14 protein-coding genes are annotated in these 13,896 nt (G+C 69.5%); 11 read left to right on the top strand and 3 right to left on the bottom strand.

All coding sequences use genetic code 11. From position 1 onward, the window contains the following. Window positions 1-87 precede the first annotated feature (87 nt). The 10 genes from Afe05nite_RS24245 to Afe05nite_RS24195 all read left to right on the top strand — a co-directional run bounded on the left by Afe05nite_RS24245 (window position 88) and on the right by Afe05nite_RS24195 (window position 9,170). Entirely contained in the window at window positions 88-357 is a 270-nt protein-coding gene (locus tag Afe05nite_RS24245; protein WP_239118156.1) for a VOC family protein, read from the top strand. A 406-nt stretch (window positions 358-763) separates the two neighbouring features. Then, on the top strand, window positions 764-1,306 hold the full coding sequence (locus Afe05nite_RS24235; RefSeq protein WP_203819480.1) for a hypothetical protein: 543 nt from the start codon (window positions 764-766) through the stop codon (window positions 1,304-1,306). A 129-nt stretch (window positions 1,307-1,435) separates the two neighbouring features. Beyond that, window positions 1,436-2,536: a GTPase gene (locus Afe05nite_RS24230; RefSeq protein ID WP_203819479.1), complete on the top strand. Its 1,101-nt coding sequence runs from the start codon at window positions 1,436-1,438 to the stop codon at window positions 2,534-2,536. Between the two features lie 4 nt (window positions 2,537-2,540). Beyond that, window positions 2,541-3,632 (top strand): GTPase family protein, encoded by a 1,092-nt coding sequence (locus Afe05nite_RS24225; protein ID WP_203819478.1) that lies wholly within the window; start codon window positions 2,541-2,543, stop codon window positions 3,630-3,632. A 66-nt stretch (window positions 3,633-3,698) separates the two neighbouring features. Next, window positions 3,699-4,022 (top strand): plasmid stabilization protein, encoded by a 324-nt coding sequence (locus tag Afe05nite_RS24220; protein ID WP_203819477.1) that lies wholly within the window; start codon window positions 3,699-3,701, stop codon window positions 4,020-4,022. Window positions 4,023-4,038: 16 nt separating this feature from the next. Beyond that, a complete protein-coding gene (locus Afe05nite_RS24215) occupies window positions 4,039-4,518 on the top strand; it encodes a hypothetical protein (RefSeq protein WP_203819476.1) in 480 nt (159 codons plus the stop codon). Window positions 4,519-4,608: 90 nt separating this feature from the next. Further along, on the top strand, window positions 4,609-6,819 hold the full coding sequence (locus Afe05nite_RS24210) for a glycoside hydrolase domain-containing protein (protein WP_307835647.1): 2,211 nt from the start codon (window positions 4,609-4,611) through the stop codon (window positions 6,817-6,819). Between the two features lie 28 nt (window positions 6,820-6,847). Next, window positions 6,848-8,119 (top strand): glycosyltransferase, encoded by a 1,272-nt coding sequence (locus tag Afe05nite_RS24205; RefSeq protein ID WP_203819475.1) that lies wholly within the window; start codon window positions 6,848-6,850, stop codon window positions 8,117-8,119. Between the two features lie 33 nt (window positions 8,120-8,152). Beyond that, window positions 8,153-8,488 (top strand): class I SAM-dependent methyltransferase, encoded by a 336-nt coding sequence (locus Afe05nite_RS24200; protein ID WP_203819474.1) that lies wholly within the window; start codon window positions 8,153-8,155, stop codon window positions 8,486-8,488. An 85-nt stretch (window positions 8,489-8,573) separates the two neighbouring features. Further along, on the top strand, window positions 8,574-9,170 hold the full coding sequence (locus Afe05nite_RS24195) for a DedA family protein (RefSeq protein ID WP_203819516.1): 597 nt from the start codon (window positions 8,574-8,576) through the stop codon (window positions 9,168-9,170). 980 nt (window positions 9,171-10,150) lie between these two features. Here the strand turns inward: Afe05nite_RS24195 and nhaA are convergent. After that, window positions 10,151-12,016, bottom strand: a complete 1,866-nt coding sequence (gene nhaA / locus Afe05nite_RS24190; protein ID WP_203819515.1) for a Na+/H+ antiporter NhaA — start codon at window positions 12,014-12,016, stop codon at window positions 10,151-10,153. Window positions 12,017-12,189: 173 nt separating this feature from the next. On the opposite strand from nhaA, the gene Afe05nite_RS24185 reads away from it, so the two are divergent. Then, complete coding sequence (locus Afe05nite_RS24185; protein WP_203819473.1) at window positions 12,190-12,663, top strand: hypothetical protein; 474 nt, start codon at window positions 12,190-12,192, stop codon at window positions 12,661-12,663. A gap of 54 nt (window positions 12,664-12,717) precedes the next feature. On the opposite strand, the gene Afe05nite_RS24180 is transcribed toward Afe05nite_RS24185, so the two are convergent. Beyond that, window positions 12,718-13,275, bottom strand: coding sequence for a hypothetical protein (locus Afe05nite_RS24180; RefSeq protein WP_203819472.1), 558 nt, complete (start codon window positions 13,273-13,275; stop codon window positions 12,718-12,720). After that, the gene (locus tag Afe05nite_RS24175; protein WP_203819471.1) at window positions 13,272-13,880 is read right to left on the bottom strand and encodes a class I SAM-dependent DNA methyltransferase; all 609 of its coding nucleotides are present in this window, start codon (window positions 13,878-13,880) and stop codon (window positions 13,272-13,274) included. Before Afe05nite_RS24175 ends, Afe05nite_RS24180 begins: the two co-directional genes overlap by 4 nt. Window positions 13,881-13,896 lie beyond the last annotated feature (16 nt).

Genomic DNA, 13,896 nt, shown 5'->3' with positions numbered 1-13,896 from the left:
TGCAGCACCACCTGCCGTTCCCGGCCCCACGCGGCGCGCGGGCCTCCCCACGGCGGCTATCGGATCTTCGCTCGGGACGAGACCGGGGTGGCCATCCGCGGGGCGACGATCAGCCCGGACATCCTGTTCATCCGCGTCGACGAACCGAAGACCACGAAGAACCGCCTGCACTTCGACGTGTGCGCCACCGATCACGGACAGGACGAGGAACTCGCGCGGTTGCTCGGTCTCGGCGCCAAGCGGTCGAACATCACCGGCAGTGGCTCCTGGGTGGTGTTGGAGGATCCGGAAGGCAACGAGTTCTGCCTGATGTCCAAGCAGATCCCAGCCGAACCGGCACCCTTCCACGACGCGTAGCCGCGACCGCCTCGAGACGGGCAGCACTCACGCTTCGGCCGCCGCCCGTTCCGACTCGCCGAGCCAGGCCCGGTACCAGTCCGCGAAGGTCATCGGGTGGCCGTCCGGCCGATTTGATCGGTCCTGGTCGCAATGTGTATCGCCGGGCTCTGCACCCGAACGGGATCGCACCGCGCATCCGCAACCTGGCCGAATGGGGGCGGCACGTCCTCGCCCGGCTCGGGCCTGCGGGGAAGCTTCGCGACGAGTTGGCAGAATACGTAGCCGAGCTGGAACCGTCGTCCGGGCAGCTCGGGTTCCTGCCGGCCGACGCCTCCCCGGCTGACGCGTTACACGCCGTTCACGTAGCCGAGCATCGGCGGCAAATGGGTGCGCCGGGTTCGGCCCGCATCGATATGCTCCGGGCATGGCCGGAACGGTGCACGCGCTGCTCTTGAAGATCTCGGAGCAAAGTTCCGGGCAGGTCCACTTGCCGGAGGTGCCGCTGGCCCCGGGGAGCGGGTTGACGCTCCTGCCGCTGACGGACGAGATCGTCGCGGCTATGGGGATGACGGCGGCCGGTGCCGCACCCGTGACCGGCTTCTACGACCTGAGGAAAGACGTCGCCGAATGGGCCCGCCGACTCTCGCAGCACGGGGTCGTGGCCTATGTGCATACGGAATTCTTCGGGAGTGCGGGATTCCACGCGGCGATGGCATGGCGGGACGGGGCGATCGCCTGGGGGCCGCTGTTCACGGCTACCTCCGACGGGGAGGCGGAGGAGCACTATGCCACCGTGACCGACCGTCGGGAGATGGCGGTCAACGTGCTGCTGCGATGGCTGGGCGTGCAGCGAGCCGACCAATTCGACGAGTACGCCGCCGTGGGTCTGGACCGTTGCCGATGGACTGCGGAGTGGGCCGCCCTGCTACCCGCCTCGCGTCATCAAGCCGTCGCATCGTCAACATGAGAAATTCACGGGTAATCGCGGAAGATCTGCGAACGACACCGGCTTGGCAAGATCGGATCAGCCTATCGGGTGGGAATTGTCGTCTGATCACATTCGACCGGGTGCGTCCTTCCGGCCGTATGACCGGTCATGACGAGTATTGAGATCGCTACCGGCTTCGATCCCGAACAGCATTTCACCGACGAGGTGAAGTCGCTGCTCGACGGCGGTGCCCGCCTCAACATCATCATGGCCGGCAAGCTGGGTGTGGGCAAGAGTTCGCTGCTGAACGGCATCTTCGGAACCGACGAGGCGCCCACCGGCGTGGGCGCCTCGGTCACCACCCGGATCAAGCGTTATCCACTCGCCGGCTCGCCGATCGCGATCTATGACACGCCCGGTATCGAGCTCGGCCGCGACCATCAGGGAGTGATCGGTGACTATCTGGCGGAGATCCGCAAGAATGCATCGGACCCGGATCGGCGGATCCATTTCGCGCTGTACTGCATCAATTCAAACGGCAGCCGCTATGAGGATTTCGAACTCGACGTCATTCGGCAACTGGCCACCGAGCTGCCGGTCTTCGTCGTGCTGACCCAGTGTCTCGGACCCGAGGATCCCCGTGCTCTGGACCTGGCCCGGAAGATCGACGAGCTCGGCGTGCCGATGCAGGAGGGACACGTCTTCCGAGTCCTGGCCCGGCCATTGACGTTCGGTCCGGCCACGCTGGCGCCGTTCGGGCTGCCTGAGCTGGTCGAGGCGATCTACCGGGCGTTGCCGGAGGCGGCCGCGCGCACCTGGGCGAGCCACCAGCGGGTCTCGCTGGCGGTCAAGGTGGCCGAGGCGCAGAGCGTGGTCCGGGTCAACGCCGCCACCGCGGCCGGGATCGCGGCCCTGCCGCTTCCGATTCTCGATGCCATTCCGCTCAGTGCTCTGCAGTTCTCGATGCTTGCCAAGATCACAACGACGTTCGGCCTCAAGGTCGACATCAAGGCTCTCGTCGTCGGGCTGGCCGGCATCATGGGCATCGCGGCAGTGGCCCGGCAGGTGGCGCGGGGTCTGCTCAACTTCTTCCCGGTGGTCGGCAACGCCATAAACGCCGGGATCGCGGCCCAGATCACGCAGCAGATGGGCAACGCGTACATCAAGGCGGGCCAGGCGATCTGCCTGCGTCAGATCGCCGGTGAGACCGTCTCGAACGACGTGACCGCCGAGATCCTCGCCGAGTTCAAGAACATGTGGCAGGGCTGATCCGGTGGACGACAGCCAGCTGACCCGGTTGCTGCGGGACGCGCTCGGCGACGAACCGGCGCTGAACATCATGATCGTCGGCAAGACCGGGGCCGGGAAGAGCACCCTTCTCAACACGTTGTTCGGACGCGAGGTCGCGGCGGTCGGCACCGGCAAGCCGGTGACCAAGACCATCACCGGGTACCAACTGCCCGGCAGCTCGGTGACCATCTATGACACGCCTGGTCTCGAGCTCGGCCGGGATCGGGTGAGCGTGGAGGCCGAGTTCCGGATGTTCGCGCGCCGCCTGCAGGGCGGCGATCCGAACGAACGTCTGCATTTCGTGCTCTATTGCGTACGCGCGGGCGACGACCGCTTCGAGCAGTTCGAGCAGACTCTTGTCGCGACGCTCGCCACGATCGCGCCCACCTTCCTGGCCTTGACCCAGTGCCCGCATCCCGGCGACGAGCGGGTTCGGACGTTCGCCGGCTTCCTGAAAGACCTCGAACTACCGGTGGTGAGTGGGGTGCCCTTCCTGACGCTGGCTCGGCCGATGACCTTCGGCCCGGTCGAGCTGCCCCCGTTCGGCCTGGACGACCTGGTCGAGCGGATCGCCGCTGTCCTCCCGGCAGCCGCTCGTAAGACTCTCGTGACGCACCAGCGCATCTCCCTGGAGATCAAGGTGGCGGAGGCCGGGAAGGTCGTCGCCGCAGGGGCCGCAGCCGCGGCCGGGGCCGCGATGACGGAATTCGACCCGCAGGGCAGGTTGGTGCTGGCCGCGCAACTCGGGATGCTCGCCCGCCTCACCGCGGTGTTCGGGCTGACGGCTGAGAGAGATCCCTGGGCGGAGTCCGGCATGTGGCTGAAGTCCCTGTTGCGCTTCGGCTTGGACTATCTGGCCCGGCCGCACCTGCTGCTCGTCCGCGTGCTCCCGGTCGTGGGCCGGCGGTTCCGGGGTGCCGAGGCGCAGAAGCAGACCGAGCGGCTGGGTGAGTCCTACGCGTCCGCGTGCGCCGACATCGTGCGCCGTCGGCACAGCGGGGAGTCCGTGCGGGACGACGAGGTCTCCCGTCTGCTCCGGCGGGCGATCCAGGCGGGGACGCCGGTCATGACCTGATCGCGCCGCGTTTGACCGGGCGCACGCTGGGGATTCACCTCTCAACGACGACGACGGGAGGCGGCCGTGCCAGCGGGATCCACTCCGAAGAGGGAACGGCAGTACGAGCACATCAAGGACAGTGTCGAGGAGCGGGGCGGGTCGGCGAAGGTCGCCAAGGAGATCGCCGCCCGTACCGTCAACAAGGAGCGCGCCCGCGCGGGTGAGTCACGGACCGCCAGCCGGTCGTCGATCGACGATGTCTCGTCCGGGCACCGGGGCGGCAAGCGGTCGCACACCGGCGCCAAGGGGCGGACCAAGGCGCAGCTCTACAACGAGGCCAGGCAGCGCAACATCGCGGGCCGTTCGACGATGACCAAGGACCAGCTGGAGAAGGCGCTGGCCCGCTGACCCTAAGCTTCTCGCCATGGGTCTCAAGCTGCGCACCGTGTCCGTCAATCTGCCGTTCGGCCTGGGTGGGGTCCAGGTCGGAGTGTCCGAGGCGGAGGCCCGCGCGGCCTGGAGTCTCTACGTGGAGTTGGCGACCCGGGTGGCGGTGCGGCCGCTGGAGTCGGGGCACGGGTTCGCCCGTGAGGCGCTCAACTCGCTCTATTCGCTGTTCGCCACCACGCGTGACGTGCTGCGCCAGGCGGGGCCGGAGATCGCCGAGGGGCCGGACGCGCTAGGCCCGCTGGCCATCCGCATCCTCAACGAGGGTCTGCGGCCGTTCTTGTCGCGCTGGCACACCGAGCTTCGCCGCTTCGAGGAGAGCGAGGCGGTGCGTGCCGGGGCCGACGAGTCGTCCTGGCCGTTGCGTGCCGAGTTCGACCGGGAGTTGGAACGCGTACAGGGCGAATTGGGGAAATATATTGATGTTTTGGCCCAGTTGGCCGGAGTGCTGGCCTGAGGAGCGCCGACCCGCCGAATCGTAACTTGATCAACACGGAGTTCACCTGTTTGAAACCGGCGGACGACTTGCAGTAGGTATGGTTCCGCCATCCTCGACGACATCGATCCCTTCATCGGAACCGCAGCGACCGACCTGCCCCGCGCGCATGGTCTGGCCGCCACCTGGTGGTGGCCGAAACCTCAGGTGGGCAACACGCACCCGGGGGCGACCAGCCCGCTCGGCATGGTGTCGGCGTGCGCCTACTCGGGCGCCTACCCGACCGGTTACGGCCGTTACGCGAAGAACACCGAGGGCGTCCCGGAGGAGATGTTCGACCGTCTCCAGGCGTCCGGTTTCACGCATTTCCAGCAGTCCGGGACCGGCGCGATCCGCAAGTACTACAACTACGTCCGGGTCACCCCGATGGTCCAGCCGCTCGACGCGCTGGGGGAGTCGTGGGAGCTGCACGACGAGGTCGCCGAGGCCGGCTACTACGCGGCCACCCTCGACACCGGCGTCCGCTGCGAGATCACGGTCGGGGCCAAGACCGCCGTGCACCGCTACACGTTCCCGGAGCACCGGTCCGCCCGAGTCGTGATCGACATGTCCTGCGGCGGGCTCGCCATCGACCTCGGTCGCACGGTTCCGCTGCGCGCGCAGGTCGAGAGCATGGGGTACGGGCGGGCACACGGCACCGTGGTGATGGAGGGCGTGCCGCTGTCCGTCTACGTCGAGGCCGACACCCCGAACTGGCGCCAGATGCTCTGGTACGACAGGCGCCTCATCGACGGCGGCACCCGGCTCGACTTCGACAGCATCCGGAGCACCAACCTGCGCCCGTTCGGCATGCTCTTCATGGGCTCGGCCCGGCCGGGGCAGGTCGTCGAGATCCGGATGGGCTTCTCGCTGCGCGGCCACGAACAGGCGAAACGAAACCTCGAGCGGGAATGCGGTACGGGTGAGCCGGCCTTCAACATGGTCCGCAGTCGCACCCGCGCCCGCTGGCGGGACCACGTCGGACGCGTACAGGTCGAAGGCGGGACCAAAGCCCGCCGCACGGTATTCAGCACCGCTCTCTACCACGCGCTGATCAAACCGTGCGTGGCCGACGACGAGAGCCCGTTCTGGCCCAATTCCGGACCGTACGCGTTCGACGTCTGCACCATGTGGGACATCTACAAGACCCAGTTGCCGCTGCTGGCCGCGATCGCCCCGGACCGCTTCACCGACATCCTCGAGTCGCTGATCCGGGTGTGCGAGGAGGAGGGCAACTTCCCGATCGGCTACCGGATGGCCCGGGGCGCCGACCGGTTCTTCCGGCAGGCCAGCGCTCTCGCGCACACCGCGCTCGCGGACGCGCACGCACTCGGTCGGCCGGGCATCGACTGGTCGTGGGCTCTCGTGCACATGGTCGACGACCTGCGCCGGATGTACGGCGAGGACTTCTTCGAGCACGGCCGGGTCCACCCGATCACCCACACCCTCGACCTGGCGTACGGCCACCACTGCACCGCCCGGGTGGCCCGCTCGCTGAACGACCGGCGGCTGGCCGACGACCTGGAACGCCGCGGCCGCCAGTGGGTGAACGCGTTCGACCCCGACACCGGCCTGCTGCGGGACTCCGAGTTCTACGAGGGCGGCAAGTGGAACTATTCGTTCCGCCTCGTCCAGGACATGGCCGCCCGGATCGACCTCGCCGGCGGCGACAGCGCGTTCGTCGGCATGCTCGACCGGTTCTTCGGTTACGGCGCCGACCCGGTCAAGCAGCCCGGACAGCGCCCCCAGCAGGCCGAGATGGCCGCCGGTTACGCCCTCAACCGGTTCGAGGGACTCAACAACGAACCGGACATGGAAGCGCCCTGGTCGTACCACTGGGCGGGCCGCCCGGACCGTACCGCCGAGATCGTGCACGCGGCGCTGACCTGGCAGTTCGGCACCGGGCACGGCGGCCTGCCGGGCAACGACGACTCCGGCGGCCTGAGCTCCTGGTACGTGTGGGCGTCGCTGGGCCTGTTCCCGGTCGCCGGCCAGAACCTGTTCCTGATCAACGCGCCGGCGTTCGGCCGGGCGGTGCTCCAGGCCGGCGACGGCGAGTTCGTGATCGAAACCAGTGGGCACCGGGAGACCCCGATCGGCGTGGACGGCCTCGACCGGGACCCGCCCGCCCAGTACGTGCAGTCCGCCACCCTCAACGGCGAGCCGCTGCACACCACCCATCTGTCCGCCGCTGACGTTCATCGAGGCGGCCGGCTGCATTTGAGGCTGGGCCCCGAGCCCAGCAGCTGGGGACAGGGCCTGCGGCCGCCATCCCTTTCTTGAATGTTCCCAAAACCCCCCAAGGACCCCCATGAATCACCCCTCGCGCCGCCTCGTCATCGTGGTCCGAGCCGATCCGGTTATCTGCGGACACTCCGGTGAGGCCCGTAATCTCGCCGAAGTCGCCCTCACCCGCGGCTTCGACGACGTCCGCCTGCTGACCTGGCCGATCGCCACCCTGGAAGCCGCCGGTCTGCCGTTGAAGCCGCTCGACCGGCTCCTGCCGTACAGCGACGGCATCACGGTGGAGCGGCCCGAGGCGGTCGGCGACTACCGCGTACCCGACGGGCGCCACCTGGCCGGGCTCACCGGCCGGCTCGTCGAGCTGCTCAGCGAACCGGTCCCCACCGTCTGCCTGTCGATGTACCTGGTGCCGCACACCACCGTGGTCGTCGACGCGGTCACCTCGGCCCGCGCCGCCGGCTTCAACCCGCAGGTCCGCACGATCGCCAAGGCGGTCGGCTCGGACGTCACCAACGTGATCCGGTCCTGCCTGCGGGAGGGCCGGTTCGGCGCGGCCACCGTGCTGTTCACGACGTTCCTCGCCAACGACGACCTGGTCGCGGTCTCCGAATACACCCGCGACGAGATCATCGCGTCGGCCGCGGAGGTCGACGCCCACTGCGGCACCAACTTCGCCGACCAGTGCCGCAACCGGGTCACGGTCAGCTACCCGCCGATCGACTCGGCCGCGTTCCTCGACCCGGAACCGGCCGCCGTCGACGCGGCGCTGGCCCGCCGGGGACTGGAACGCGACGGCTACATCCTCTTCCTCTCCCGGGTGGCCCGGGCCAAGGGGATCTACGACCTGGTCATCGCGTACGGGCAGATGCGGTGCCGGGACAAGGTGAAGCTGGTCGTCGCCGGCACGGGTCCCGCCCTCGAGCACGTCCGGGCGATGGCCAAGGAGGACGACCGGATCATCTTCCTCGACGACGTCGACGACGAGGAGAAGACCCTGCTGATGCGTGGCTGCGCGGTGTACGCGCTGCCCACCAAGCCGGAGCCGGACTTCGTCGAGACGTTCGGCATCGCCCTCGCCGAGAAGATGCTGGCCGGCGGTGGCCCGATCGTCACGACCCTGACCGGCGGCACCGGCGAGGCGGTCGGCGACACGGCGGTCGTCGTCGAGCCGGGCGACATCAACGCCCTGGCCGACACCCTCGACCGGGTCGTACTCGAGATGACCCCGGAGGAAAAGGCCGATCTCGAGCGCCGGGCCCGGGCGAAAGCGCTGGAATTCGACCGCGGCGCGGTCTTCGACAGCCTGTTCCCGCAGGAGCGGGCGGGCGTCGTGGCCTGAATCGGCCTCGACGGCCGCCTTGAGGATCGACGCATGCCGAAGGCTCGATACCGCACCTGGCTCAGGCCCGGCCGGCTGTTCCCGATCGTGGGGCCGGCCGCGCTGAGCCTGGCCGGGTGCGCGTTGGCCGTACTCTCCTGGTGGTTCCTGCTCTTCCTGATTCCCCTCGCGGTTTTCGGCGCCGAGGCCGAGGGCGTGGGTGACCGCGTCACCTTCGAGCGCCAGAACGCCGCCGCCCTGGCCTACCCCGACGGCACGTTCGACGTGGTGGTCAGCTGCATGACCTTCCATGAGATCAAAGACAACAAGTCGCCACCCGAACGTGCTCGGCCGCGCCGTGCTGGCCGAAGGCACCAAGGCCGACCCTGAGTGACGTGAATCGCTGACACGTGTCACCGGCCCTTCGCAGGCCCTACGGTGAAGGCCCGGCGGGAGGTGGCGGCGCGTGCTCGACATGCTCGGTGCGGTGGACCGTTTCGGCTACGCCGGAATAGGCACCATCGTCTTCATCGAAAGCTTCGGCGTCCCCGCCCCCGGCGAAACCGTGATCATCGCCGGCGCCGCCTACGCCGGCCGCGGCCACTTCAACATCTTCGCGGTAGCCCTCATCGCCTTCCTGGCCGCCGCCGGCGGCGACACCCTCGGCTACTGGATCGGCCGCCGAGGCGGCCGCCCCCTGCTGCTCCGCTTCGGCCGGTACGTGCGCCTGACCCCGCCCCGGCTGGAAAAAGTAGAGTCCTTCATGTCCCGGCACGGCCCCAAAATGGTGATCGTGGCCCGCTTCATCGAGGGCCTGCGCCAGTTCAACGGCGTCGTCGCCGGCAGCACCCAGATGCCGTTCCGCAAGTTCCTCCTGTGGAACCTCCTGGGCGCCCTGCTCTGGGTCGGTTGCTGGTCCACCGCTGGCTATTTCGCCGGCAACCACCTGGACCAGATAGCCGCCACCATCAGCCACTATGTGGTCGCTGCCGTCGCCATCGCCGCGGCCGCCCTGGCCACCTACTTCTGGCTGCGCCACCGCCGCCACCGCCGCCACCCAGTCGAGTCCTGACCTCACCGTCGCCCCGCCGTGTCCTGGCGGCGCCACCGTCGCCTCACTGTGTCCTGGCGGCGCCACCGTCGCCTCACTGTGTCCTGGCGGCGCCATCGTCGCCGCGCCGTGTCCTGGCGGCGCCAGCGTCGCCGCGCCGTGTTCCGCCCGCGCCGCCCGTTGCCGCACCCGGTGCGCCTTTCGCGCGGCCCGGCGCGACTTCACGCGGCTGAGCGCGACCTTCTTGCAGCGGCCCGGCGCGACGACTTTCGTGCGGCCTGGTGCGAGCTTCGTGGCCCGGCAGACTGCGAGCCCCGCAAGAACCAATTGCCCGCCGTGACCGTTTAGCCCAGCTTTCGTATCACCGCCCGGGGCATCCGCGCCAGCCCTCGCGCCGCATCGTGGACTGGGCCTGAATCAGCTGCTTTCGCCACGAGGGAGACCGCATCTTCACTGAAAAAGGGGCCTCCGAACGCGGTGAGGCCCCTTTTCACTGCGGAAGGGGCCTCGTTTCCGCGGCGAGCTCGCGCCGGAGTGCACGGGCCGGCTCGGAAGTGAGCGCCTCCCGCACGAGGCTTCACCATGCCGGGCCAAGGGGCCGGCACTACCCGATAAGTCGGATATATGCGACAAACTGGCACGCCGCCGGCCACCGGAGTCCGCAGGGCGGCGCGCCGCACCCATCAGCCGATCGCGCTCCCGCTGGTGCGGCCCGCGATCGAGGCGCAGCCGCCGAGGCGCAGGCGCCGAGATGCAGGCGCCGAGGCATTCTGTCCAGGCACCGCCGTCCAGGCGCAGGCGGTCCTCGCCTTACGGGCCGGCGGCATGGTCGCCCTCGGTGTGCGGCGGCAGGGGTGGCAGCGCCGGACAGGCTCGCGGCGGCGCCGGACAGGCTAGCGGGGGCGCCGGAAAGGCTAGCGGCGGCGGGTGTGCGGTGGCGGGGCGGGAGTGCGGCGGCGGGGCGGGCTATTGGCGGCGGGGCGGGCTAGTGGCGGGGCGGGCTAGTGGCGGCGGGCGGCGATTTTGGCGCGGATTCGGGCCAGGCGGATTGCTTCCTTCAGGGTGTGGACGTCGTAGGCGCCGTAGTGGCGTTGGCCGTTGATGAAGAAGGTGGGGGTTCCGGAGACGCCGCTGAGGTCGGCGGATTCGACGTCGGCGACTATGCGGTCGGTGCAGGCGGGCTGCGTCATGTCGGCGTGGAAGCGCTCCTCGTCGAGCTCGAGTTGGCGGGCGTAGCCGAGGAGGTCCATGACGCGCAGTTTCTCCTGGTTCTCCAGGAGCAGGTCGTGCATGTCCCAGAACTTGCCCTGCAGGCCGGCAGCCTCCGCGGCCTGGGCGGCCAGCTGGGCGTGCGGGTGGACGTCGGTCAGCGGCAGGTTGCGCCAGACGAAGCGCAGGTCGTCGTCGGTGAGGACCTCGCGGACGATCGGCTCGGCGCGGCCGCAGTAGGGGCACTGGAAGTCGCCGTATTCGACGAGGGTGACGGAGGCGTCGGCGGGGCCGCGGATGTGGTCCCGCTCCTCGTCGACGTCGGGGATGAGGTCGGTCAGCTGGTCGGCGTCGCCGAGCAGGGCCACCGCGCGTCTGGGTTTGGGCAGCATGAAGGTGATGCGGAACTCGGTCCAGGTCAGCACGGCGGCGGCGACCGCGGCGGCGAGGACGCCCAGTTTGGCCTCGGCCAGCATCGGGCCCTCGAAGGCAAGCGCGGCGATCAGGAACGAGACCGTGAAGCCGATGCCGGCGATCGTGCCGCTGCCCAGCACCGAGGCCCAGCCGACGCCGGGGCGGATGCGGCCGCGGGTCACCACCGCGATCAGGGCGGAGACGCCGGTGACCGCGATCGGCTTGCCCAGCACGTAGGCCAGGAAGACGCCGATCGTCACCGGTGAGGTGATGGCCTCGCGCAGGAAGTGGGCGTCGATCGCGATGCCGGCGTTGGCCAGGCCGAACAGCGGGACGATCAGGTAGCTCGACCAGCCCTGGTAGGTGCGCTGCAACCGGTCGTTGGGGGACAGGGCCTGCACCATGCTGACCCGGGCGAACCGGGCGAGCTCGGGGGTGGGCTGTTCGCGGAACGAGCGGTAGACGTCACTGGCCCGTTCGAGCTCGTCGCGCGCGGGGGTGTAGGCGGCCGCGGTCAGGCCCAGCGCCAGGCCGGCGACCACCGGGTCGATGCCGCTGGCCAGCATGGCGCCCCAGATCGCGAGGCCGAACGGAACGTACGCATAGCCGCTGCGCACCTTCAGCCGCTTGAGCACCAGGGTGGCGGCGAACAGGACCACCGCGATCATCAGCGGAATGGGGCTGATCTCGTCGGTGTAGGCGACCGCGATGACGAGCAGGGCCACCAGGTCGTCGACGACCGAGACGGTCACGAGGAACAGCCGGGCCTGGTCGGGGACCCGCTTGCCGATCAGGGCGAGCAGGCCCAGCGCCAGGGCGGTGTCGGTGGACATCGCGACGCCCCAGCCGACCGCGCCGGGGCCACCGTGGTTGACGGCCAGGAAGATCGACACGGGCAGGATCATGCCGACGACGCCGGCCGCCGCGGGCAGGATGAACCGCCGCCGGTCGCGCAGGTCGCCGAGGTCGAACTCGCGCCGCGCCTCGAGGCCGACCACCAGGAAGAACAGGGTCATCAGGCCGCTGTTGACCCACTCGCGCAGGGTCAGCTCGACGCTCATGTCGCCGAGGTGGATCGACAGGTCGGTGTGCCAGAACTTCTCGTAGGACCCGTCGGCGACGTTCGCCCAGATCATCGCGACCACGATGGCGGCCACCAGCACGCCGGCGCTGCCCGCCTCGGTGCGCAGGAAATCGCGGACCGGGGTGGTCACCCGGCGGGTCCAGGCGGTGCTGCCGTTCATGTCGCTCACGGCGTACACCCAAGCATGTCTTCGTTAAGAACCGCGTCAGACCCGGGTCCATAAAATTGGGAGCGCTCCCAAAATCTCCCTTAGATCTATGGACGTCGCTGTCACGGCGGACGTATCGTACGGCCTGTTTCCTCAATGTTTCGTTCGCTCGTGGGAGGTTTGTCATGCGCCGTGCCGTAATCGCATTGATGGTGGGCGGTGCGTTCACTGTCCTGACCGCGTGTGGCACCGCCAACGGTGCCAGCCCCGGCTCCAACCAGGCGGCACCCGGTGCCACGGCTCTCCCGTCCGGGCTGGCCGAGACGAAGCAGTCCTGCGAGGCACTGGGTCAGGCGTACACGAACAATGTCGGGCCGTTCGCCGAAGCTCTCAGCAAGATGGTCGCCGGGCCGACGAAGGACACCCAGGCGGCCGCGCAGAGCAAGCTCGGCAGCCTCGCCACGGCGGTGCGCGCGGCCACCGCGACCAGCACCGACGCGCAGATCAAGTCGGACGGCAAGTCGACCGCCGACAGCTTGACCGCCAAGTCGAAGGACGCCAAGTTCTTCGCGGGCATCAAGACCACCGAGGACGTCAACAAGGTCCTCGGCCCCAGCCTCAAGGAATGGCTCTCGCCGGTCACGCACCACTGTTCGTGAGGGCTCCACTGACCGGCCGGAACGGCCCGAAAGGCGCGGCCCGGGAGGCGTCGGTCAGCAGGGGCCGGCGAAGAAGGAGACCCGGACGCGTTCGGCCGGGCGGCCCGGCTCGGTGATCACGAGGGGCACGCAGCGGGGGCCGGCGACGTGGAAGCCGCCGATGTAGGCGGTGTCGGTGTCGGGGCAGCCGTGGAAGGTGACAGCCCGGGTGGGCGAATAGCCCGAGCCCTGGCCGTAGTTGAGGCCGACGGCCCCGCCGTCGTCGTCCGCGACCTCGACCGTGACCGTCGCGCCGGCCCGGACCGCGACGCCGATCTTGAAGTCGAGGGCGTCGTCGCCGGCGAGATCCGCCGGTTTCTTCGCGGCCCAGGTCCGCAGGCCGGGCCAGCTGACCGAACCGACCGTCAGATCATCCGGGCCGGGTGCGAAGTCGGTCGTCAGGTGCGCCTCCCCGAGGACGCAGTCGACGTTTCGGGGCGAACCGGTGGCGGCCGGCGTCGGGCCGGCCGGTGCCGGTGCCGGTGCCGGGGTCCGGCGGCTGGACGTGCACGCGGTGACGACCAGGAGGACGAGGACCGCCGGCCACACCGGCCGCCGTCCCGGCGCGCTCATCCGGCGCTCGCGGCGATGGCGGCGTACTTGCGGTCGGGGCGGTCCGGGGGCTGCTGCCGCAGGCACTGGAGTTCGGTGAAGCCGGCCCGGGCCAGCCGGGCCGAGAACTCGTCGACCGGCCAGCGGTAGGCCGTGATCACCTTGTGGTCGAACGCGGCCACCCCGTCGTCGCTGTCGAAGAAGCCGAGCACCACCTTGCCGCCCGGGGCCAGCACGTCGCGGAACGAGGTGAGCATCCGGTCGAGCTCCGGCGGTGGCAGGTGGATCGTCGAGTACCAGGCGAGGATGCCGGCCACGGAGTGCCGGGGGACGTCCGGTTCGGCCATCGAGCCGAGCTTGAACGGCGGGCCGGGGAAGTTCGCCCGGGCGTGCGCGACGAATTCGGGAACCAGGTCGATGCCGGTCACGTCGGCGCCTCGCGAGTGCAGGTAGGCGGTCCAGTGGCCGGGGCCGCAGCCGAGGTCGAGCACCGGGCCGTCGAGCCCGGTCAAGTGCTCGCGCACCAGGGCGGTCTCGTCGTCGAGGAGCGCCCAGTCGCCGCCGAACAACCCGATGTACTGCTCCGACATGGACGAATAGGCGTCGCGCACCGGCTCCCAGCTCACCGCGTCACTCTAGTCA

It is taken from the genome of Paractinoplanes ferrugineus, from assembly GCF_016862195.1.
Classification (GTDB): Bacteria; Actinomycetota; Actinomycetes; order Mycobacteriales; family Micromonosporaceae; genus Actinoplanes; species Actinoplanes ferrugineus.
The sequence above is the reverse complement of the archived record's forward strand: the minus strand, read 5'-3'. Positions and strand labels throughout refer to the sequence as shown.